Here is a 632-nt window from a genome sequence, read left to right on the forward strand (position 1 = left end):
GTCTAGCAATTTTAGAGACGCCTAAAGCCTTGGTTTCTTCAAGAACTTTAAGAATTCTTTCTTCTGGTGGATATCCAATCCGCCTATACAATAATTCTTTTTCATCAGGCAGGACATGGTAATTAGAGCCGTTTGCCCTCCATCGACATGAGTAAATACTCCCCTCCAGGTGCAAGATTCTAAGAAACCATATAAAGCTGTCGTAGTCGTTGTAATGGTTCTTTCCGCAAGCTTGGAACAACTCTTTTGAAGAAAGGCAGCGACCTTGGAGGCACTCTATTAGTTTTGTTTTTAACTCGGCAAGAAGTTCGTATCTTTTGTGATTCTCAACTCTTTGCTTCTTTTTAGGCTGGACGGGGGGCGGAGGCGGATCTATTAATTTAAGCTTACCCACGCTGCAATCAGCACAAACAGGTTTTTCCTTCAAGTAACAACGAATCTGCCGGAAGCGATGACAGTGTGAGCAATAGCTGAATTTTAACTGATGCTCTTTGATTGCTTCTAACGAGCTTGTCTGAGTACTCATATTAATCAGAGAATCCTAATCCTAGAGTGGCAACTGAAAGAAGATTGCCTCTTTTAAAGTTTTCGTCCTGCGACCAGATGATCAGACAATCATCTGGATTATGCAG

General features: G+C 41.8%; 1 protein-coding gene. It reads right to left on the reverse strand.

All coding sequences use genetic code 11. From position 1 onward, the window contains the following. Positions 1-427 (reverse strand): hypothetical protein (locus ACM0OZ_RS49150; protein WP_414590210.1); only part of this gene is annotated, 427 nt, incomplete at its 3' end. Between the last annotated feature and the right edge of the window lie 205 nt (positions 428-632).

Source organism: Scytonema sp. PCC 10023 (assembly GCF_963920835.1).
In the GTDB taxonomy this organism is placed as follows: domain Bacteria; phylum Cyanobacteriota; class Cyanobacteriia; order Cyanobacteriales; family Nostocaceae; genus Kalymmatonema.